Here is a 19,183-nt window from a genome sequence, read left to right as displayed (position 1 = left end):
GCGCACCGGGTCGAGGAGCAGGTCGGCTGAGCGCATCACCCCGCCGCCGAGCACCACGAGTTCGGGTTCGTAGAGGTTGACGACCGAGGCGAGGCCGTTGCCGAGCGCGTCGATCGTCTCCTCCCAGACCCCGCACGCGACCGGGTCGCCTTCGCGGGTGGCCGCGGCGACGTCGGCGGCGGTGAGGGTGTCGTGGCGGCTGAGCACGGTATGCCGGCCCTCGTCCTTCGCGCGTGCCACCGCCTCCGCGGCACGTTCGGCTATGGACGTGCCGGACGCGTACGCCTCGAGACACCCCTGCCGGCCGCAGCCGGCGCATCCACGCCCGTCCGAGCGGACCGTGACATGGCCCGGCTCGCCCCCGTTGCCCGCGGCGCCGCGGTACGTACGGCCGTCGATGACCATGCCCCCGCCGATGCCGGTGGAGATGGTCATGTAGAGCAAGTGGCGTGTGCCGCGCCCCGATCCGAAGCGCCACTCCCCCGCCGCCCCCGCGGTGCCGTCGTTGTCCAGTACGGCGGGAAGGCCGTGGGCGTCCTCGGCCAGCCGGGCAATGGGGACGTCCGTCCAGCCGGGCAGGTGGGGCGGGGCGATCAGTGTTCCGCGGGTGGAGTCGAGCGGCCCGCCGCACCCGATGCCGGTGCCCAGCAGCCCGGCCGGTGAGGTACCTGCCTCCTGCAGGACCTCGCGGCTGAGGTGGAGCAGGCGCTCGATCCCCGCCCAGGCACCGTCGGCCACGCCGGTGGGGCAGGTGCCGTACGAGAGGACGGTGCCGTCCGCCCGTACGACTCCGGCGGCGAGCTTCGTTCCGCCGATGTCGAGTGCCAGGACGGCCTTCCCGTCGCGGTCGCCGTGGTCCAGCGTCATCAACCCTTCCGTCCCTGTGTGGCGATGCCCTCGACGAAGTGCCGCTGACAGACGAAGAACGCGATGATCATGGGAAGGGTGACGATGACGCTGGCCGCGGCCACGACCTCCCAGCGCATCTCGCCTCCTTCCCCGAACTGGTCGAGCACGGCCTTCAGCCCGCGCGGCACCGTGTAGAGGTCCGGGTCGCGCAGGTAGACCAGCGGCCGGACCAGGTCCGTCCAGGAGGCGTGCACCTCGAAGATGAAGGTGACGACGAGCGCGGGACGGCACAGCGGGACGGCGATACGCCAGAACATGCCCCAGTAGCTCGCCCCGTCGATGCGCGCCGCCTCGAACAGCTCGCGCGGCAGGCCGAGGAAGAACTGCCGGAGCAGGAAGATGTAGAAGGCGCTGCCGAAGAGGTTCGGCGCCCACAGCGGGATCTGGCTGCTGGCCAGGTGCAGCCAGTTCCAGACCAGGTACTGGGGGATCATCAGCACGACTGCCGGAAGCATCATCGTGGAGATGACGAGCGCGAACAGCGCGTTCCTGCCCGGGAACCGGAAGTAGGCGAAGCCGAAGGCGACGATCGCGCTGCTGACGGTCACGGCGATCGCAGCGGCCAGGGTGACCACGACGCTGTTGCCGACCCACGTCAGGAGTGGGACCTCGTCCCAGATGCCGGAGTAGTTCTCCCACTGCACCACATGCGGGATCAGGACGTTGTCGAAGACGTTCTCGGAGGGCTTCAGCGATGCGCTGACCAGCCACAGGAACGGATAGATGAAGATCACGGAGATGGCGACCAGGGCGAGGACGCGCAGACCCCTGCCCATCGGCCCGGCCTGCTCACGCGGATGCCGCACCCGCCTCGTGCGTACCGGGGCCGCGGGCAGGCGTTCGGGGGTGCTCTCCTGCGCCGGAGGACCCGCGGGCGGCGTCGTCAGCTGAGTCATCGCTGTTCACCCTCGTAGTAGACGAACCGCTTGCTGAACTTCGCCTGGATCAGGGTGATCACGAGGATCACCAGGAAGAGCAGCCAGGCCAGGGCCGAGGCGTATCCGAGGTGCATGTACTGGAACGCCTGCTGGAAGAGGTGCACGACGTAGAAGAGCGCCGCGTCGTTGCTGTACGTCTGGGAGTTGGACGATCCGAAGAAGGCTGTATAGGCCTCGGTGAAGGTCTGCAGCGAGGCGATGGTGTTGACGATGAGGGTGAAGAAGAGCGCCCCCGATATCTGCGGCAGCGTCACGTGAACGAATGCCTGCCGGCGACCCACACCGTCGATCTCCGCGGCTTCGTACAGCTCTTCGGGCACGTTCTTCAGCGCGGCCAGATAGATGATCACCGTGGAGCCGACCGACCAGAGCGTCGTCAGCACCAGGCCCGGCTTGATCCAGTCCCCGTCGGTCGTCCAGCTCGGCCCGTCGACACCGACGAATCCGAGCACTGTGTTGATGAGGCCGACGTTGCCGTTGAACAGCAGCAGGAAGAGGATGCCGACCGCGACCGAGGGCGTCATCACCGGGAGGTAGAAGAGAGTGCGGAAGAAGCCGGTGGCACGCCCCACCCTCATCAGCAGCATGGCCAGCGCGAGAGCCACGGCCATGGACAGCGGCACCCGCATGACGGTGAACAGCAGTGTGTTCATCAGGGACTTGGCGACCGAGGGGTCCTCGAAGAGCTGCCGGTAGTTCTCGAACCCCACGCCCTTCGGCTGCGTGATGCCGTCGTAGTTGGTGAAGGAGAGCCAGAGGGTGGCGAGCATCGGCCCGGCGGTGAGCACGACGAAGCCGAAGATCCACGGGGACAGGAAGGCGTAGGCGGCGCGGGTCTCCCGGCGTCGCCACGAGGCCCGCCAGCGGCGGGCACGCTCGCGTCGGTCGCCGCGGTCACCGGTCGCAGCCGTCGGAGGAAGAGAGCCGGAAGCGTCCGGTGCCGGGGCCGTGGCTGTCCTGCTGGAGACGGTCATCACTCACGCCCCTGGTTCGCGATGTCGAGAGCGCTCTGCGCCTCTTGCTGGGCCTGTTCCAGGGCCTGCTTCGGCGACTGCTCACCGGAGAGCACCCTGTTGCACGCGTCCTGCCACGCCTGCTTGAACTCCGTGCCTGCCGCGTTGGCGGGAACGGCGAATCCGGCCTTCTGGATGTCGTAGAGCCTGCGGGTCGCCTCGTCGAAGGCCTTCTTGCCGGTGGGCTTCCACACCTTCGACTCGATGATCTCGTCGGCCTTGCGGTTACCGGTGAAGTCGCCGGTGTAGTAGGCGTCGCGCGACCGCACGTCCTTCGCCTTCGCCGCGGCAGCCTTCACCCAGGCGCGGGTGGAGGTCATGGTCCTGATGAAGGTGCAGGCCTCCTCGACGTGCCTGCTGCCCTTGGGGATCGCCCATCCCGTTCCCGAGACGTAGTTGACGGGCCTGCCCTCCCGGTCCTTGAAGTAGCCGCTTCCCAGATCGACTTGGGGGGAGGTGTCACCGAGGACGTTCACATACCAGTCCTCCATGGGATACGCGCCCACCTGGTGCTGGACGAGCTGGTTTCCCTTGCCGAACTGGTCGAAGGAGTCACGCAGAGCCTTCAGCTTTCCCCAGCCGCCCTGTTCGTCGATCAGACCTGTCGTGTATGCGAGCGCCTCGACCACGCGAGGACTGTCCAGACGCGCCGTGCGCCCGTCGTCACTGATGAGGGAGCCGCCGTTGGCCCGCACCCACAACGGGAAGAACTCCGGGATCTTCGGGTCGAATCCGATGCGGGTGAGCTTGCCGCCGTCCTGCTTCTTGAGAGCGCCGGTCAGCTCGCGCAGTCCCTCCCAGTCGGAGGTGTCCACATCGGAAGCGCTGTGGCCGGCCTTCTTCAGCACGGAGGCGTCCATGAGCAGGATGCGGTTGTCGAAGCTGTCCGGCATTCCGTAGACGGAGCCGTTGAGCTTGACCTCGTCGATCGCCGAAGCCCGGTACTGCTTCAGGTCGATGCTCTGCTCGCGCACGCAGTCGGTGAGCGGGAGGAGGGCACCGCGCGCGGCGTAGCCACCGATGAGGGTGCGGTCCATGTTCACCACGTCGGGCGGATCCCCTGCGGCGACGGCGGAGAGGAACTGCTGCTCGTCGAAGGCCCCTTCGTTGATCTGGAGTTCCATTCCGTCGAGGGCCTTGCGCGCGTCGTCGATGCGGGACGTGGCGATGGCGTCACCCAGGCCGAAGCCCATGGTGGTGAACGTGGTGGAGGTGTCGTCGGCGACGCTCACGCCACCGCACGCGGCGAGGGGCAGCAGGCCGAGGACTGCGGCGACTGAGCACGCGGTACGGCGCGTTCGCCCTGATGGTGCCGCCATGGAGTCTCTCCTTCGAGCAGCTGGCCGACACGGCGTGGTGCAGAGGGTGGTGCGGAAGCGGGGCGGAGCCCGAGGCGCCCGAGACCCGGGAACGGGGCTCGGAAGGCATGTGGCATCGATGCCATGTGAGAACGTAACCACACCGCGTGGACGCGTCAATGCATCGGACGGAGGCACTTGTGGACGGGTGCGGCTGACAGCACAGACACCCGTTGCGAGCAGGGCCGACCGGGCCCGCAGAGCACGGAGTCGGGGCGGTTACTCCCGAAGCCCTGCCCGGCACGTCGAACCGCGGACCACCAACTCCGGCTGGAGGATGTGGGTCTCGGCCCTGCCCCGTCCGCTGTCGACGCGTTCCAGCAGCAACGTGGCCGCCCTGCTGCCCATTTCGAAGACCGGCTGCCGCACCGCCGTGAGTTTCGGTTCGACCATCCGCATCCAGGTCTCGTCGTCGAAGGAGACGACCGAGCAGTCGTCCGGGACGGTACGTCCCCGCCGTTTCAGCTCCTGCCAGACGAGTTCGGCGACCACGTTGTTGGCGGCGAAGACAGCGGTCACCTCGGGGTTGGCGTCCAGCAGTGCCCCCACCGCGTCCTCCGCCTCGCCGTCCCGGTCACGCAGGGCGAGGTCCAGCACCCGCCGCCGGAGGTAGGGCACGCGTGCCTCGCGAAGAGCCACCCGGTAGCCCTTCAGCCGGTCCTTACCGGTCGCCCACTTCGTCTCGTCGACGACGACGGCGATCTCACGGTGACCCAGCTCCAGCAGATGTGCCACGGCGTCCCGTGCGCCGTTCTCGCTGTCGATGGCGACCACATCGCAGCCGCGCACCCCAGACCGGCGGTCCACCTCGACCACGGGAGTGCCGTGATCCACCAGGATCTCGGTGGCCGGACGGCCGACGGGAGCCAGAAGCACACCGTCCGCACGCATCGCGAGGAAGGCCCGCGCACCGTCGGCCGCCCGCTCCTCACGGCCGTGGTCGTCGACGAGCACCACCTGGTATCCGGCGTCGGAGAGGGTCTGTTCGACACCCGCCGCCAGCTGTGCGTAGAACTGGTTGCGCAGGTCGGAGACGAGCAGCCCGACGACGCGGCTGGAGCGGCCCTTGAGCGTGCGGGCGGAGACGTCCGGTACGTATCCGAGCCTTTGGGCCGCCTCGTGCACCCGCTCCTTGATGTGGCCGGCCACATAGCCGTGGCCGCCCAGGGCACGCGAGGCCGTCGAGCGTGACGTGCCCGCCTCCTGGGCGACTTCGTGCAGCGTGACGCGGGCGCGCTTGCCCTTGGCCCCGCCGCCGTTCCGCGATGCCCCGGGCCCCTGCTTGACCATGTGTCTTCTTCCCTCAGCCGTCTGCCCGCGCGGGCTTCCGTCCGGCCCGTCTCCACTGCGCCCACGACTCCCGCAGCGCGGCGTAGTCGCTCTCCTCCAAGGACTCGCCCGTACGGTCCAGATGAGAGACCACGTACAGGGCAGGAACCCCCAACTGGTGCTTCACGGCCCAGTATTCGCGCCACTGCTCGCGGTCCGGCGCGCACCAGTCGTCGGTGTCGAGCAACAGGTCCGGGCAGGCGGCACCGGCGACGGCGGCACGAAGGCGCATCTGGGGCACGATCGGAGCGTACGGATCAGGGTCGTCGAGGCGCAGCATGTCGTTGAGCCGGATCATATCGGTCACATCGGCGAACGCCGGGTGCGGTGTGTGGGTGACGACCAGGGCGTCGGGCTTGGCTTGTTTCGCCGCGCCGTGGATGACCGCCAGTTGCCGGTGGAGCAGGGCGATGCCCCAGTTCGGTCCCCTCGAAGTGAGGGAGGCGCCCGACGGGGTGTCCGCGGTGAAGTCGATCTTCAGGCCGTCGGCGTCGAGTCCGCCCGGGGAGAGCATGCGGAGGATGTTGTCCGCCAGCAACTCCCGCGCTTCAGGATGGTCCGGATCGAGGGCGACGGGACGGCCGTCCGGTGTCCGTACGCACCACTCGTCCGGCACTCCCTCGGTGGCCCACGCCCGCCACCAGAGCAGCACCTTCTGCCCCGCGTCGTGCCGCCGGGCGATCCAGCCCCGCAGGTCGGGCCACTTGGCGGTGTCCGCCTCCCAAGAGCCGTATGCACGCTGCCACTTGTCGTCGATGACGACCGTGCCCGGGGTGAGTCCGTGTGCGTCGAGGTGGGTCAGGTGCGCGTCGTACTCCTCGCTCGTGCTCAGATCCGGGGCCGCCCGCCCGGTGTCCCGCGCCCGCGCCGACTGCGCACCCCAGCCGCAGAACATCGGCTCCGACCACCAACTCGGCCGCCCCAGGCCGTCTTTGCCGTTCGCAGCGTCTCCGCGCGAGGCGGTCCAGCCGTGTCCGGCGAGCCAGTCACGGTGGTGGCGCAGACCCTCGTACGGGTCGGGATGGCCGGGTGAGACGAGCACCGACGGCGTGGTGAAGCTGCCGTCCACCCGTGTGTGCCCCTCGTAGTCCAGGCTCAGGTGGAAGGCGTCATCGGAGGGCACATACGTCAGCCCGGTGAAGGTCGACTCCTCGACGGGCGCCCCGACTCCGACTGTCCACCAGCCGCTTCCCGCGGGGTGGGCGGCGGGGTCGGCGTCGTCGGGCAAGGGCTCCTGTGTCAGGGCGAAGCACAGGGGGGCCGGGGTGAAGAACCAGTGGCCGCGGCCCGGCCGCGCATCGCCCCAGGCGCCAATGACGGCGCTCTCCCCGGCACCGCGCGTCAGCCTGCGCGGCGGCCCCGGATTGGGAGAGAACAGCGTTCGCCAGGCGTGCCCGCTCGGACGCAGGCCGCCTCCGCGGCCACCGAGCGCGGCCCGCACCGCCAGTGGCTGCACGGACGCCAACTCCCCCTGCCCGGCGACCTCCCAGCACAGTTCGGGACCCTCCCGAGTGCACACGACGGAGGTCAGCGCATGCCGCCAGGCGGTGCTTCGCCTGGTCACGGTGATCCGTGGGTACGGCCCGTCGGTCTCCAGCCGGGGCGGGGAGACGGAGAGCGTCTCGTCGGGCAGCCCCATCTGGTCGATCACGCCCGGGAGTTGGAGCACGAGGGGCTGCTGAACGGATGCCGGGCCGCGTGCCCACGCGGTGGCGGTGGCGAACATCCGTGCCGAGACGCCGTCCGCGTCGACCGTCAACCGGTAGCCGGGGGCGGTGACTTCGACGGCGCCGCCCTCGGTGCGGACCGCCCGCACACCGGCGTACTCCTGCTCGCGGCTCATCGCACGCTCACCAGTGCCTCGGCCTGCTGCCCCAGGCGCATGCCGCCCACGGTCACATCGACGGCCACGCGGAGCCGTTCGGCCGGGCCGGTGCCCGCCGGCACGTGGAGCTGGAAATCCGCCACTCCTTCACCGTGCGCGCCGATCTCAAGCCGTACCACCGGGGGTTCAGCCTCCCAGCCGTCCGGCACGCACATCATGACCTCGGCCGTCTCCTCGGTGGGGAACGGGTTGCGGACACCGACACTCAGCCCCGTGCGGCCCCCCGCCGTGAGCACGCTGCGGTACGGGGCGATGCGTGCCGCGAATCCCTCCGCACCGAAGTCGAGGTCGCGGGGCAGCAGTTCGCGGTGCAGGCGTGCCAGTTTCTCCCCTTCGGCCAGCAGCATGTCGAGGTAGTCGTCGCCGACCTCGAACGGCGCCCAGTGGCCGCTGATCATGAGTTCGGGGCGGAGCTTCCGGTACAGCTCCGCGCTGCGGACGAAGTCGTCGACGCGGAACCGGTTGCGGTACTGGTAGTTGAGGAGTTCAGGACGGATTCCGGGCTCCCATTCGGTGCTCTGCTGGTCACCGGTGGCGATGACGGAGCGGCCGTCGGCGGTGAAGGAGTAGGCGGCGGCGTAGAGGGTGTGGCCCGGCAGTTCGTGCACGCCGATCTCGTACTCACGCCAGCGCACGGGTCTGCCGCAGGTCAGCTCACGGTCGACGGGTATCGGGTCGTACCAGAGGCAGGGCAGATCCCACCGCTCGGGAGAGTTCAGCACGGGCGCGATGTGCGAGGGGGACCACACCTGAGTCCCGTGCACCTCGCGCAGCAGGTTGAACCCGGCCACGTGATCGTCGTGGTAGTGCGTGGGCAGTGCCACCTCGACGCGGTCGATTCCGTGGTCGCGGCGAAGCGCCTCGATCGACGCGAGCAGCGGACGGCGCGAGGAGCGGTCGTGACCGCCGGCGAGTCCAGTGGTCAGGTCGTAGCCGAAGTCCAGCAGCAGGGCGGTGCCGTGCTCGGAGAGCAGGGCGTAGGAGTTGGCCATGCTGGTGGTGTTGCGGAGCAGGTGGGGGGTGACCTGATTCCACGGACGCCGCAGTTTCTCCTCGGGGTCCCAGGGGGTGCGGCGGCGCGTGTCGAGCAGTTGCCTCAACGCCCGGCACGCGCGCGTGACCGCGGCGGGGGGATCGGTCACGGGCTCGCCGTGCGAGGGCAGCAGCAGCTCGGGGCCGTGCTCCAGCACCTGCATGCAGGAGAGCACGGTGGCGGCGACACCCTCCATGCCTGCCGTCTCGTGGAACCCGGTGTACGCCCACTGTGTGGCCGCCAGCGACCAGACGCGGCCCTCACCATGGATGAGGTCGCCGGTGAAGGCGATCCGGCGTCCGGCGACGTCGGTGAAGTAGCCGACGGAGCCGACAGTGTGGCCGGGCAGCGGGTGCGTGTAGATGTCGAACGCCCCGTAGCGCGCGGTGCGGTACTCCCCGACCGTGCCGGTGACGGGCACCTGCTCCAGAAGCGAGTAGCGGTCCTGGCGTACGTCGTAGTCGTTGTCGAGGGGCCGGGTGCGCCAGTGCTCGTCGACCCGGGCGATCAGGTCGTGCTCGACGGGAGGCACCCAGATCCGGATGCCGGCCGCGGCGGCGCGGGCCAGACCCTGCACCTGGTCACGGTGGTGATGGGTGACGAGCACATCGGTCACCCGGTCGACCTCGAAGTCCGCGAGACGGTCGAGGACGTCACCGCTGCCGAAGTCGACGAGCACCGCCTCACGCCGCCCCCGGTCCCTGAGCACGTAGACGTGGCAGGTGTCCTCGTGCAGGAAGACGTCGTCACAGATGCGCACGGCGGGGCCCTTTCCGGGATCCACCACAATGGCATCGATCCCATGTGGGAACGATGCCATCCGCGCGGAAACAGCGTCAACGGCTCGTCGGCGCCTACGCCGCGGGGGCGGACGTCCAGTCAGGGCGCCTGCCGCTGAGGCCGACAGCGCGGTCCAGCAGTGGGGCCTCCGCGGGGACGTCCACCACGGGACCGAAGATCGAATTCCTCATCTCCGCTTCCATGGACTGCGAGAGCAGGTCGATGGAGGCACGCAGGCTGTCCGGGTCGCCCAGGTAGGGCTGGTCGGTGGCACGGGCCAAGTCCCAGCCGTGCAGGACGATTTCGTTCAGGGCGACCATTCCCGCCACGGCGCCGGGAAGCGTGACGCCGCCTGCCTGGGTCTGCCCCTCCCAGGCGTCCTCGCTCCGCCAGGCCTCGGCGAGTTCGTCGAGCTGGCGGGAGAGGCGGCTGCGCCAGTCAGCGGGCAGCGACGGGGACTCACCCAGCGGGTCGGCCCCGGTGTTCGCACCCAGGTCCTTCCTCGCGGCGTCACGGAACGCGGCGGTCAGGCCCAGCAGATGATTCAGCATGCCCTCCACCGAGTACTCCGGGCACGGGGTGGGTGCGTCGAGCCGGTCGTCGGCGACACCGTCCAGCAGCATCTTGACCTCGTTCGCCTGCGGTCCCAGATCGGGCATCGTCGTCACTGCGTACACCTCGTCCTCACGTTGATCCCGCCCGTCGCGGCCTTCGCCTGTACGGACCGGCGCGGCGGGGGAAACTCATCGCACGGCCCGACGCAGGGGCGGCCGGTGCAGGACGTGAGGCGTCAGAGCCCCGGGAACGGTGACGTCTCGGGCCGGCCCCACCTCACTCCAGGCCGCGGCGCACCGCCACCCGCATCTCGTAGCGGTCCGCCCGGTAGAGCCCCGTCGTCACCTCGAGGGGCCGGGAGCGCTCGTCCATGCCGACCCGACGCACCTGAAAGGCGGGAGAGCCGGTGGGCACGCCCAGCAGGACGGCGCTCCGCTCGTCCAGGGACACCGCCGTCCACACCTGCTCCGCGCGGACCAGCCGCATCCCGTACTCGGCGCGCAGGATGCGGTAGAGCGAATCGTTCAGGTCGCGTTCCAGCAGTCCGGGCACACGGGCCGCCGGCAGGTGCACCGTCTCCAGGCACATGGGCCACTCGTCGGCGAGGCGCAGGCGCATCACCCGCACCACCGGATCCGACTCGCCGAGCCGCAGCTCCTCGGCGATCTGCCTCCCGGCCTCGCGCTCGTCGGCGGCGAGAATCCGGTTGCCGGGAACCAGACCGCGCGCTTCCATGTCCTCCGTGAAGGAGCTCATGGTCAGGTTCTTGGCCACGACCGTCGATGCGGCGAACGTCCCCGCCCCGTGCACCCGGTAGACGACTCCGGACTCGGCGAGCGCGTCGAGCGCCTGGCGGACCGTGGACCGGCTGACGCCGTACTGCCCGGCGAGTTCGCGCTCGGTGGGCAGAGCCGTATGAGCGGTCATCCGCTGCACCTCGGCGCGCAGCCGCTGCCGCAGACGTGCGTGCTTGGGCCTCTGACTGCCGGGCACCTCGCCTTCGGCCGTGTCGGAAGACGTGGACGGTGCGGTCTCGTTCATCAACGCTTCCCTCCTCGCGGGAGAATTTTGGTCCGGGCCAATTCGCACGTCAAGACGGGACGGAGCCCTCAGATCCGCTTCTTGATGTAATTGGTACGCACCAATATGACATCGAAACGGCGAACCTGTAACGGCGCGCGGGCTCCGGAGCGTCGCGTAAATCTCCTCCCGAACGCGGAACAATCCGGCCCTCAGGGCGCGTTCTGGAATCATCGGAAGAACGGGAGACATCATGAGCGGCGTCGTCGGATACAGACCCCTCTCCTTCGGTGCGGAGCCGACGGGTGAAAGGCTGGCACGCATCGAGCGGTCGCCGCGCTACGACTCGGCGGCCGGCGAGTTCCGCAATCCCGTACCGTCCGCGACCACGCCCCGGCCCACGCGCAGCCGTGGTGACATGGCGCGTGCCCTGTTGCGCAGCGAGGGTCGCAAGCCCAGCGGAAAGATCCCGCTCGCGCGCCCGGATCTGTCCTCCCCTCCGGCTTCCGGCCTGCGTGTGACGTGGCTCGGCCACTCCACGGTGCTCGCCGAACTCGACGGCAGGCGCGTCCTGTTCGACCCTGTCTGGGGCATGCGTTGCTCGCCTTTCTCCTTCGTGGGGCCGCGCCGTCTGCACCCCGCGCCAGTGCCGCTCGCCTCGCTCGGCAAGCTCGACGCCGTGGTCATCTCGCACGATCACTACGACCACCTCGACCTGCCCACCATCCGTGAACTCGCAGCGAGCGACGTCCACTTCGCGGTGCCGCTCGGCGTCGGCGCGCACCTCGAGCGGTGGGGCGTGCGGCCGGAGCGGTTCGCCGAGCTGGACTGGCACGAGTCGACCGTCATCGCCGGGCTGACACTGACCGCCACCCCGGCCCGTCACTTCTGCGGGCGCGGGCTGCGCAACAAGCAGCGCACCCTGTGGGCCTCCTGGACGGTGAGCGGCCCCGACCACCGGATCTTCCACAGCGGTGACACGGGATACTTCCCGGGCTTTTCCGAAATCGGCGCCGAGCACGGCCCGTTCGACGCGACGATGATCCAGATCGGTGCCTACAGCGAGTTCTGGCCGGACATCCACATGACGCCCGAGGAGGGGGTGCGTGCCCACCTCGATCTGACGGGCACGTCCGGTGCGATGCTTCCGATCCACTGGGGCACCTTCAATCTCGCCCCGCACCCCTGGGCGGAGCCCGGCGAGCGCACTCTCGCCGCTGCGGAGGAAGCGGGCGTGCGGGCTGCGGTCCCGGTGCCCGGCGGCTCCTTCGAGCCGTCCGCGCCCACCCTTCCCGTCACCCCCTGGTGGCGTGACCTCAGCTCCAAGACGAGGCCCGCGGCACCTGCGTCACCGCTGGCCGGGCCGGACGGATCTCCGGGCGGGCTCAAATTCGACCGGGCCTGAGACGGCGGGGCCGGTTCGCCGGGGCCCCAGCCTTCGGAGCCGGAGCCGTCGGAGCCCTTCAGCGGTCCGACGCAGGGCCGGGCAGGGAGGGTGCCCCTGCTCAGGAGACCGCGATCTCCTCGTGCATGCCGAGGAGGATGGAGCGGGTCCTGCTCGCGGCGGCCGCGTCGGTGACGAGCCGGTCGATCACATGCCGGTAGTACTCGACCTCGTCACGCTCGGCGGGGTAGGTCGCGCCGATCAGCTGCTCCAGATAGACGACGTCGGGCAGTTCGCGCTCGGGCAGCCGCAGTAGCGTGACCGGGCAGCCCGCCGCCGCATGGCCACCGGCCTCGAACGGCATGATGTGCACGGTGACATGGGGCAAGTCGCAGGCGGCGACGAGGTGTTCGAGCTGGCCGCGCATGACCTCGGGGCCGCCGACCGGGCGGCGCAGAGCGGCCTCGTCGATGACGGCCCACAGGTGCGGGGGCTGCCGGTTGTGCAGGATGCGCTGCCGCAGCATCCGCAGTTCCACCCGGCGCTGGATCTCTCCCTCCGTCGCGCGGGGGTGTCCGAGTGCGATGACGGCCCGGGCGTACTCGGGTGTCTGCAGCAGCCCGGGCACGAACTGGACCTCGTAGCTGCGGATGACGCCGGCGGCCTGTTCCAGCCCGAGGTAGGTCTGGAACCAGTCGGGCACCACGTCGTGATAGGCGTGCCACCAGCCCAGGACGTTGGTCTGCTCGGCCAGCGCGTGCATCGTGGCGAGTTCCGTCCCGTCCGTGACGCCGTAGATGCTGAGCAGGTCCGTCACGTCACGCTCGTGGAATCCGCTGCGTCCGCGCTCCAGTTGGGCGATGGTCTCGTCGGAGGTCTTGATGGCCTCGCCGGCTTCCTGGCGGGATATGTACTGTGCTTCCCGGAGCTTGCGGAACCGCTCGCCCAGCACGAGCCTGGGCACCGCGGGTCCGCCGGGACGTTCAGGAATGCGACCGTCGGGCAGCCCGCCCGGTACCTCAGTGATGCGCATGCTAAAGCTCCCCGCGCAGTGACCGTGTAGGTCTCGCCACAGTGAATTGGTCTTCGCTCCGGTCCGCTCCCCCACGCAACATGCGAGGGGTACATCGCCACGACACTGCTCGTCCTCATTCCCGCACATGCCCCTGTCCAGTCCCCGCCACCCCGTTTGTCGCTGCGGGACCGTTGCGCAAGTTGCACAAGGGACGGAATGTACGGCGTGTGGCGCCAATCGGCCAATGCCAGGGGCCGAAAATGTTTCCTCACTCACAGCCACCGCGCAAGGGGTTGTTTTCCGGGCGCGTATTAGGCTCGTACGAGTCCTCGCAGGCCGAGTCGCCTGCGAGCCCGCCCACCACCTGGGGTACGCGCATGCACACACCCGGCGCACCGGCGCGGAACTGGGCGGGCAACACCGTCTTCAGCGCGCAGCGTGTCCATCGCCCCTCCTCCGTCGAGGAGTTGCAGCACATCGTCGGATCCGCCCGGTGGGTGCGGGCGCTGGGCAGCGGGCACTCCTTCAACCGCATCGCCGACACCGGCGGCGACCTGGTACGTCTTGACGGTCTGCCGCCCGTGGCCGAGGTGGACGAGCAGAGCGGCACGGTGACGGTGAGTGCCGGAATGCGCTACGGACAACTGGCCACGTTCCTGCACGAGGCCGGTTCCGCTTTGGCCAATCTCGCGTCGCTGCCGCATATTTCGGTCGCGGGGTGCTGTGCGACCGCCACGCACGGGTCAGGTGACAACGAAAAATGCCTCGCGGCGGCGGTGACCGCGCTCGAACTCGTGGGTCCCGACGGTGAGCTGGCCGAATTCAGCCGACGAAGCGATCCCGGCCGGTTTCCCGGGATGGTCGTCGCCCTGGGAGCGCTCGGTGTCGTCACCCGGCTCACGCTCTCCGTCGAGCCCACCTTCGAGGTCTCGCAGCACATTTTCACCGGCGTTCCGCTCGTGGAGCTGGCCACCGGCTTCGACCAGATCTTCGGATGCGCGTACAGCGTCAGCGCGTTCACCGACTACCGCAGCGGCACCGCACGGGTGTGGGTCAAGCGCCGTACGGCCGAACGGGACGGCGAGACGCGGCGACGGGCCGACTGGGAGGGGCGGACGCCGGCCGACGCCGCTCACCACCCGATCCCCGGCATCCCGCCCACGCACTGCACGGAGCAGCTGCGAGTGCCGGGCCCCTGGCACGAGCGACTGCCACACTTCAGGCCCGACTTCACCCCCAGCAACGGCGAGGAGCTCCAGTCGGAGGTGCTGCTTCCGCGGGCGGCGGCCCCCGAGGCGCTGACCGCGCTCCAGGAGCTCGGCCCCCGTATCGCGCCGGTGCTTCAGATCTCCGAGGTGCGCACCGTCGCGGCCGACGACCTGTGGCTGAGCCCCGCCTACGAACGCGACTGCGTCGCCTTCCACTTCACCTGGATCAAGGACACCGCGAAGGTGCTTCCCGCCGTCGCGGCGGTCGAGGAACGGCTGATGCCGCTGGGGGCGCGACCGCACTGGGGCAAGCTCACGGCCGTCCCGGCGGAGCGCATCGCCGGGCTCTACGAACGCGCCGAGGACTTCCGCGACCTGCTGCACGAGCGTGATCCGCGAGGCGTCTTCGCCAATCCGTTCGTGGAGCAGGTCTTCGCGCCCTCGTACGAGGACTGACCCGCCCTCGCAGCAAGGACCCGTCCTCGCACCGGCACTGGCCGAAAACCGACGTCACCCGGACTATCCACGCCACGGCAGGCCCGCGGACCATGACGGCGGGAAGCCGGGGCACCCGGAACAGTGTCGTGATTTCCACTGGCGCTCCGATGGGACGGTCACATGTCACCTCTGCAGAGTTCAGCCGACGCCCGCAGGCGTACGCCGCGGTGGGTCCCGGTCCTGTTGTCGCTGATCCTCGTCGTTCTGCTGCTGCTGGTCGCCGCAGTGCTCAATCTGCTGCCGAAGGCGACCAATCCGCTCGCGACCGAGACCAAGGACCGGACCGGGCCCGTACTGCTCAAGTCGATCCAGGACATGAGCCGCTACGAGGCCTCGTCCGGCAGCTTCCAGGTCGTCGTGGACCTGGACAAGGACGCGAAGTTCCTGCCTGACGCCGTGCGCGGCAACCGCACGCTCTTCGTCGGCAAGGGCGACGTCGGCGCGTACGTCGATCTGGGGAACGTGGGCGAGGAAGCGGTCAAGGTCAGCCGTGACCGCAAGGCCGCGACGGTGAAGCTCCCGCACGCCCGCCTGGAGAAGCCCGCGCTCGACGCGGAGCGTTCGTACGCGGTGACGAAGGAACGCGGGATTCTCGACAGGCTGGGCGACGTCTTCTCCGACAACCCCAACGACGAGCGGGAGGTGCACAAGCTGGCCGTCCGCCACATCGAGGACGCGGCGCAGAAGAGCGATCTGACCGCCCGCGCGGAGAAGAACACGAAGAGCATGCTGCGGGAGCTGCTGATCTCGCTGGGCTACGAGAAGGTGACCGTCCAGTTCACGGACGACCACGGGAAGAAGCACTGACCGCACCCCGGTGCCACCAGTGGCGGCGGCGCGGGTGGACGGCACGGCCGAGCCGCCGCCCGATGATCAGGTATCCGAGCATGGCGCCGGTCGTGTTGAGGATGACGTCGTCGATGTCGAAGGCCCGGCCTGTGACCAGGGCGCCCTGGACGAGTTCGACGAGCAGCATGACGATCGCCGTCGCCAGCATCACGCGCAGCAGCCCCCGGGTGCGGGGCGCGAGCACCGGCAGCAGGGCGCCGAAGGGCATGCCGAGCACGATGTTTCCGCCGAGCTGCTTGACGGTGTCGCGGATGGCCGGCTGGGAGAGATAGTTGCGGATGGAGTCCCCTGGCCGCAGGTTGCTGTGGGTCAGCGACTCCGACGCCGCCGAGGCCCCGAGCGTCAGCTTGGACAGGACGACGGCGAAGCCGACCATCGCGACGAACGCGACAAGAAGGATGAGCACCCGCGCGGCCAGCGGCAGTCGCTGACCTGTGCGCCCGGCGTCACCCGCCGTCGAGCGGGGCCTGGCGGATTTCGACTTCTTCCAGGGCGCCTTCGAGAACCTCTTGCCGGAACTGCCCGACGTCTTCCCGGCTTTGGCGGAGGCCCCCTTGGCCGACGGCCTCGTCGACGTCTTGGCGGACTTCTTCGCTGTGGCCTTCGCAGGCGTCTTCTTCGTAGTTTTCACCGATGTCACCTTGGACGCCTTCTGTCCGCTCTTGCCCGTCGTCGTGCCCTTCGCCTTTCTGCTCATGTCACTCAGAAACCTGTTCACCAGCAAGCACCCCCGGAGGGCCTAGGTACTGTCTGGCCAGCAGTTACCCCCGGTGGGTCGATACATGCGCGGCCTGTTCACGGCCGCGCGCCCCCTCAGGGCTTGCGGGCGACGCCCCCGTAGACGGGGAACTCCGCATCGGTGATGTCCGGCTGCGGTTCATCGTCCTCCGGGCGCCACCGGTGCGCGACGACGACGCCGGGATCGACCAGGTCCAGTCCCTCGAAGAACCGGCTCACCTCCGAGCTGGAGCGGATCTGGCCCTCGGCGACCCTCGACTGGTACGCCTCGGCGACGCGCGTGAGCAGGTCCGGGTCGAAGTCGGCCGTCGCGTGGGAGACGACGAGGTAGCTGCCCGAGGGCAGGGCGTCCATGTAGCGGGCGACGATCTCGTACGCCCCCCGCTCGTCCGTGATGAAGTGCAGCAGCGCGATCAGCGACAGCGCGACCGGCTGGTCCAGGTCGAGGGTCTCCCGTAGCTCTGGCGACTTCAGGATGACGTCGGGATCCGTGAAGTCCGCCTGCACGTAGGCCGTGCGACCCTCCGGCGTGCTGGACATCAGCGCCTGCGCGTGCTGGAGGACGACGGGGTCGTTGTCGCAGTAGAGGACCCTGGTCTCCGGGGCGACGGCCTGTGCCACCTGGTGCAGATTCGGCTCGGTCGGTATGCCCGAGCCGATGTCCAGGAACTGCCGTATGCCCGCCTCACGCGCGAGCCAGCGCGTCGCACGGTGCATGAAGGCGCGGTTGAGCTGCGCGCCCAGCACCACGCCCGGCCACACCCGCACGACCTGCTCGGCGGCTGCGACGTCGGCGGCGTAGTTGTTCTTGCCGTTCAGCCAGTAGTCGTAGACGCGGGCCGGATGGGGCCTGCCGGTGTCCAACTCGTCTCTCGCGATCACTGTCTCTCTCCCCACACACGGTCGGCCGGCGAGCGACACACTCTCTCACCGATCACTTCCGTGGACACCGACCAGATCCGGCCGGAACCGGCCGTCCTCAGTTCATCGCGTCCACGCCGGTCAGCGCCCGGCCGATGATCAGCTTCTGCACCTGGCTCGTCCCCTCGTAGAGGGTCAGCACGCGGGCGTCGCGAAGGTACTTCCCGACCGGATACTCGTCGATGAAGCCATAACCGCCGAACGTCTGGAGGCAGTTGTTCGTGACTCGCACGGCGGTCTCGCTGGCGTGGTATTTAGCGACGGACGCGTCCGTCGCGTACTCCTTCGGCGAAGCCCCCGCGTCGGCCATTCTCGCCACCTGGTGGGTGAGCAGCCGGGCGGCTCGGATGTCCACCTCGGAGTCGGCGAGCAGCTCCTGCACGAGCTGGAAGGAGGCGATGGGCTTTCCGAACTGCTCGCGCTCCTTGGCGTAGCCGACGGCCGCGTCCAGCGCCGCCTGCGCGAGGCCGACGGCGCCCGCCGCCACCGAGATGCGCCCACGGGAGAGAGCGCCCAGCGCGATGCCCAGTCCGCGGTCGGTCGCACCGAGACGCGCAGAATCCGGCACGCGCACCCCCTCGAAGGCGAGTTCGGCGGTCGCCTGGCCGCGCAGCCCCAGCTTGCCGTGGATCTCCGTCGCGGTCAGTCCGGCGGAGGCCGTCGGCACCAGGAAGGCGGTGATCCCCTTCTCGCTGGTACGGGCGAAAGTGAGCGCCACCTCGGCGACGGTGCCGTTGGTGATGAACATCTTGCTGCCGTCGATGATCCAGTCGTCGCCGTCGCGAGTGGCCCGGGTGCTCAGTGAGCCGGCGTCGGAGCCGGTGCCCGGCTCCGTCAGGGCGAAGCAGCCGAGCGCGTCGCCGCTGACCAACTGCGGTATCCACTCGTTGCGTTGGGCGTCGGTGCCGTAGGCGAGGATGGTCTTCGTCACCAGCCCGAGGGAGACGGAGACGATGCCGCGCACCGCGGAGTCGCCCCGTCCCAGCTCCTCGGTGGCCAGGACGTACGACAGCAGGTCGGTCTCCACGCCGCCGTACTGCTCGGGAATCGTCAGCCCCAGGAAGCCCAGTTCGCCGAGGCGTTTGGCGATGCCGGGATCGACCTTCTCGGCACGGTCCCAGTCGCGGGCGTGGGGTGCGACCTCCGAGTCGACGAAGTCGGCGGCCATGGCGCGGATGTCGCGCTGCGTCTCGGTGAGACCGAAGTCCCTGCTCGTCATGGGCGGTTCTCCTACTCCTTCGCCGTGCCCGAGGGCAGCGGAAAGTCGGGGGTCGTCAACGACAGGCCGAGCTGGGCCCGTTCGGTGAGCCAACGGGTCGGTCGGTAGCGGGGGTCACCGGTGGAGGCGTGCAGGGCGCGCTGAAGGTCGAGCATCCGGGCCGCGCCGATGCGCTCTCCCCAGGCGAGCGGCCCGTGCGGATACCCCAGCCCCGCTGTGACCGCGAGGTCGATGTCGGCGGGAGCGGCGATGTGGCGTTCCGCGATGGACGCCGCCACCGAGACGATGGAGGCGAGCAGCCGCTGCGCCACGGAGCCGGCGGTGTCCCGTACGACGCCGATCTGCGCGGAGGGAGTCGCGAGCACGGCGGCCGCGTCCCGCACGGCCTCGGGTGCGGTGGCCGGGGTCACGGCGAGTACGCGGCGCCCTGTGTCCAGCGAGAGCGGGTCGACGCCCAGTACGGATTCGACGGGCAGGCCGTGCGCTGCGACGGCGTCGGCCACGGTGCCGCCCCAGGTGGGGACGAGCAGC

Annotated in this window: 17 protein-coding genes; 3 read left to right on the top strand and 14 right to left on the bottom strand. The window is 69.6% G+C overall.

Annotated features, from left to right (window positions below; genetic code table 11):
• The 9 genes from H5J26_RS16145 to H5J26_RS16105 form a co-directional block, all read right to left on the bottom strand.
• Positions 1 to 867, bottom strand: an 867-nt coding sequence (locus tag H5J26_RS16145; protein WP_181766557.1) for an ROK family protein, incomplete at its 3' end; no start/stop codon positions are given.
• Positions 867 to 1,805: a carbohydrate ABC transporter permease gene (locus H5J26_RS16140; RefSeq protein WP_210771397.1), complete on the bottom strand. Its 939-nt coding sequence runs from the start codon at positions 1,803 to 1,805 to the stop codon at positions 867 to 869. The genes H5J26_RS16145 and H5J26_RS16140, both read right to left, overlap by 1 nt.
• A complete protein-coding gene (locus H5J26_RS16135) occupies positions 1,802 to 2,821 on the bottom strand; it encodes a carbohydrate ABC transporter permease (protein WP_181766556.1) in 1,020 nt (339 codons plus the stop codon). Before H5J26_RS16135 ends, H5J26_RS16140 begins: the two co-directional genes overlap by 4 nt.
• Positions 2,821 to 4,179, bottom strand: coding sequence for an extracellular solute-binding protein (locus H5J26_RS16130; protein ID WP_181766555.1), 1,359 nt, complete (start codon positions 4,177 to 4,179; stop codon positions 2,821 to 2,823). The genes H5J26_RS16135 and H5J26_RS16130 overlap by 1 nt, the downstream gene beginning before the upstream one ends.
• A 258-nt stretch (positions 4,180 to 4,437) precedes the next feature.
• On the bottom strand, positions 4,438 to 5,508 hold the full coding sequence (locus H5J26_RS16125) for a LacI family DNA-binding transcriptional regulator (protein WP_181766554.1): 1,071 nt from the start codon (positions 5,506 to 5,508) through the stop codon (positions 4,438 to 4,440).
• A gap of 13 nt (positions 5,509 to 5,521) precedes the next feature.
• Positions 5,522 to 7,390, bottom strand: coding sequence for a hypothetical protein (locus H5J26_RS16120; protein WP_181766553.1), 1,869 nt, complete (start codon positions 7,388 to 7,390; stop codon positions 5,522 to 5,524).
• Positions 7,387 to 9,225: an MBL fold metallo-hydrolase gene (locus H5J26_RS16115; RefSeq protein ID WP_181766552.1), complete on the bottom strand. Its 1,839-nt coding sequence runs from the start codon at positions 9,223 to 9,225 to the stop codon at positions 7,387 to 7,389. The genes H5J26_RS16120 and H5J26_RS16115 overlap by 4 nt, the downstream gene beginning before the upstream one ends.
• Before the next feature lie 94 nt (positions 9,226 to 9,319).
• The gene (locus H5J26_RS16110) at positions 9,320 to 9,904 is read right to left on the bottom strand and encodes a TIGR03086 family metal-binding protein (protein ID WP_181766559.1); all 585 of its coding nucleotides are present in this window, start codon (positions 9,902 to 9,904) and stop codon (positions 9,320 to 9,322) included.
• Between the two features lie 172 nt (positions 9,905 to 10,076).
• The gene (locus H5J26_RS16105) at positions 10,077 to 10,841 is read right to left on the bottom strand and encodes a GntR family transcriptional regulator (RefSeq protein WP_181766551.1); all 765 of its coding nucleotides are present in this window, start codon (positions 10,839 to 10,841) and stop codon (positions 10,077 to 10,079) included.
• Positions 10,842 to 11,073: 232 nt separating this feature from the next.
• Here H5J26_RS16105 and H5J26_RS16100 point away from each other — a divergent pair, with 232 nt between their 5' ends.
• The gene (locus H5J26_RS16100) at positions 11,074 to 12,225 is read left to right on the top strand and encodes an MBL fold metallo-hydrolase (protein WP_181766550.1); all 1,152 of its coding nucleotides are present in this window, start codon (positions 11,074 to 11,076) and stop codon (positions 12,223 to 12,225) included.
• A gap of 100 nt (positions 12,226 to 12,325) precedes the next feature.
• Here the strand turns inward: H5J26_RS16100 and H5J26_RS16095 are convergent, their stop codons facing one another.
• Entirely contained in the window at positions 12,326 to 13,237 is a 912-nt protein-coding gene (locus H5J26_RS16095) for a helix-turn-helix domain-containing protein (RefSeq protein ID WP_181766549.1), read from the bottom strand.
• Positions 13,238 to 13,596: 359 nt separating this feature from the next.
• Here H5J26_RS16095 and H5J26_RS16090 point away from each other — a divergent pair, with 359 nt between their 5' ends.
• Positions 13,597 to 14,883, top strand: a complete 1,287-nt coding sequence (locus tag H5J26_RS16090; RefSeq protein WP_181766548.1) for an FAD-binding protein — start codon at positions 13,597 to 13,599, stop codon at positions 14,881 to 14,883.
• 162 nt (positions 14,884 to 15,045) lie between these two features.
• The gene (locus H5J26_RS16085) at positions 15,046 to 15,732 is read left to right on the top strand and encodes a DUF4230 domain-containing protein (RefSeq protein ID WP_181766547.1); all 687 of its coding nucleotides are present in this window, start codon (positions 15,046 to 15,048) and stop codon (positions 15,730 to 15,732) included.
• On the opposite strand, the gene H5J26_RS16080 is transcribed toward H5J26_RS16085, so the two are convergent.
• From H5J26_RS16080 to H5J26_RS16065, 4 genes are all read right to left on the bottom strand, one after another.
• Positions 15,704 to 16,471: a VanZ family protein gene (locus H5J26_RS16080; protein WP_181766546.1), complete on the bottom strand. Its 768-nt coding sequence runs from the start codon at positions 16,469 to 16,471 to the stop codon at positions 15,704 to 15,706. The genes H5J26_RS16085 and H5J26_RS16080 overlap by 29 nt on opposite strands.
• Before the next feature lie 116 nt (positions 16,472 to 16,587).
• On the bottom strand, positions 16,588 to 17,394 hold the full coding sequence (locus H5J26_RS16075) for an SAM-dependent methyltransferase (RefSeq protein ID WP_309237942.1): 807 nt from the start codon (positions 17,392 to 17,394) through the stop codon (positions 16,588 to 16,590).
• 97 nt (positions 17,395 to 17,491) lie between these two features.
• On the bottom strand, positions 17,492 to 18,652 hold the full coding sequence (locus H5J26_RS16070) for an acyl-CoA dehydrogenase family protein (protein ID WP_181766545.1): 1,161 nt from the start codon (positions 18,650 to 18,652) through the stop codon (positions 17,492 to 17,494).
• 11 nt (positions 18,653 to 18,663) lie between these two features.
• On the bottom strand, positions 18,664 to 19,183 hold a 520-nt coding region (locus H5J26_RS16065; protein WP_235980756.1), incomplete at its 5' end, for a 3-hydroxyacyl-CoA dehydrogenase family protein.

The organism is Streptomyces albidus (ex Kaewkla and Franco 2022) (assembly GCF_013870515.1).
Taxonomy (GTDB): Bacteria; Actinomycetota; Actinomycetes; order Streptomycetales; family Streptomycetaceae; genus Streptomyces; species Streptomyces albidus.
Note: the sequence above shows the minus strand (reverse complement) of the source record. Positions and strands in the feature narration are given on the sequence as shown.